The 1,450-nt window shown below is 55.1% G+C and carries 2 protein-coding genes; both read right to left on the reverse strand.

Annotated features, from left to right (window positions below):
- Nucleotides 1-384 precede the first annotated feature (384 nt).
- Complete coding sequence (locus X742_RS140510; RefSeq protein WP_023775593.1) at nt 385-753, reverse strand: hypothetical protein; 369 nt, start codon at nt 751-753, stop codon at nt 385-387.
- A gap of 337 nt (nt 754-1,090) precedes the next feature.
- The coding region (locus tag X742_RS1000000175095) for a hypothetical protein (RefSeq protein ID WP_023775594.1) at nt 1,091-1,450 on the reverse strand (360 nt) is incomplete at its 5' end.

Genomic DNA, 1,450 nt, shown 5'->3' on the forward strand with positions numbered 1-1,450 from the left:
CTTGCAATGTGCACACCGGATCATTGACCGCTTTGAGCCTCGAAAATCGTATCCGAGCTCCACGAAAGGCCGGCTATCGATCGGGGGAACACTTTGGATCAGGCCCTCCAGACCTTCCGGATCGTCGGTGGTGAACTTGATCCGGAGGAGTTCCTCGTCAGATAGCCTATCCCAGCGGCCGGCCGGCTCGGTAGGTATATTGAGCTGTGTCGCGGCACTCAATTCGATGCACCTCGCGAAAGCTGATTCTCGCAGCTCTTGTACCAGATAATGTGGCGTCAAGCGAATCGATTGCGACATGTGGTGGACGGCGCGGATATTCACAGAATTGACTTAGTTAGCTGTATCCGTAATGCAATACACGCTCAAGTTGCGCAATCCACATTATGAAACTAATTCGCTCGTGTGCAACCAGACGGCTCGGGCGACTTCAAAGCGGCCGCGAAGATAGAGGCTGACGCGATCAGATATTTCAGCGCGGATCACAAACGGCTTTTCCAAGATCGAATAAAGCTGTTTCAGGCACGACCAGCGGCCCACCGGCAAGAAGCTCCGCGAGCTGACCGTTTTGCCTGTCGCGTCATCTAGGAGGAAACGCGGAGCAATGTCTCCACCCTTGAGCGCGCGATCAGCGAGACCACTTGCAACCAGGTTTCGGATGCTTTCCATGAGCTGCTCAATCAGGGGCTCAGGAATCCTGCCGCTCTTGATGAGATTAGCGGTGATTTGATCAAGCTTGTCTTGCAGTGGCATGGCTCACCTCTCGTAGATTGAGGATGCCCCTCCACTTGCCGCAGAACATGAGTCATTCAGCTTATTTGGGGTAGGTGGATGAAGTGACTATCACAAATGCAGATACCGAAAATATCTCGTGTGTTGGAGCACTCGGGCACGCGCGATTTATCGAGCATTCTGCGACTGCAAACGCGAGATCGTAGTGCAGCTGGGTTTGGCTCTCGAAGTAGCAGCTACCGGCTACCAAACAGCTATCCTTCGGAATCGAACACGTGATCGGGTATCCAATCGAGCGTCAGTCCCCGCCTGAAGCGCCAATTCGCTAGGAATCTACGACAATTCCGGGCGCTTGCCGCTAGTCGAGGTCGGTCGCCCCGATGTCGAGAGCCCGCTCAACCAAGGCGTTGTAGAGGTCATGCCTGAAGCCCGGGGTGTCCTGGTCGCGATGATGTTTGACGACGCGGTAGGGATTCCATAACTGAACGTAATGCAGGTTGCCCGAAACGCCCGGCTTGGTTTTCAGGAAGTCGAGTTCTTCGAGCCTTCTGACCCGCTCCTTCCACGTCGAGACCGCCCTCTCCCCGCAAAAGCCCGATGCGTAAGCCGTCTCAGCCTGCTTGCTCAGCGTGACGAAGCCATCATCATTGCTGCGACACCAAAGCTCGAGGTAAACAGTCGAGAGCGGTTTCCCTTTGCCGGACAGGCCATCCATGAT

Source organism: Mesorhizobium sp. LNHC229A00 (genome assembly GCF_000502415.1).
Taxonomy (GTDB): Bacteria; Pseudomonadota; Alphaproteobacteria; order Rhizobiales; family Rhizobiaceae; genus Mesorhizobium.

Coding starts and splice junctions, on each gene's coding strand:
- X742_RS140510 (WP_023775593.1), bottom strand. CDS start 753: ATGCCACTGCAAGACAAGCTTGATCAAATCACCGCTAATCTCATCAAG.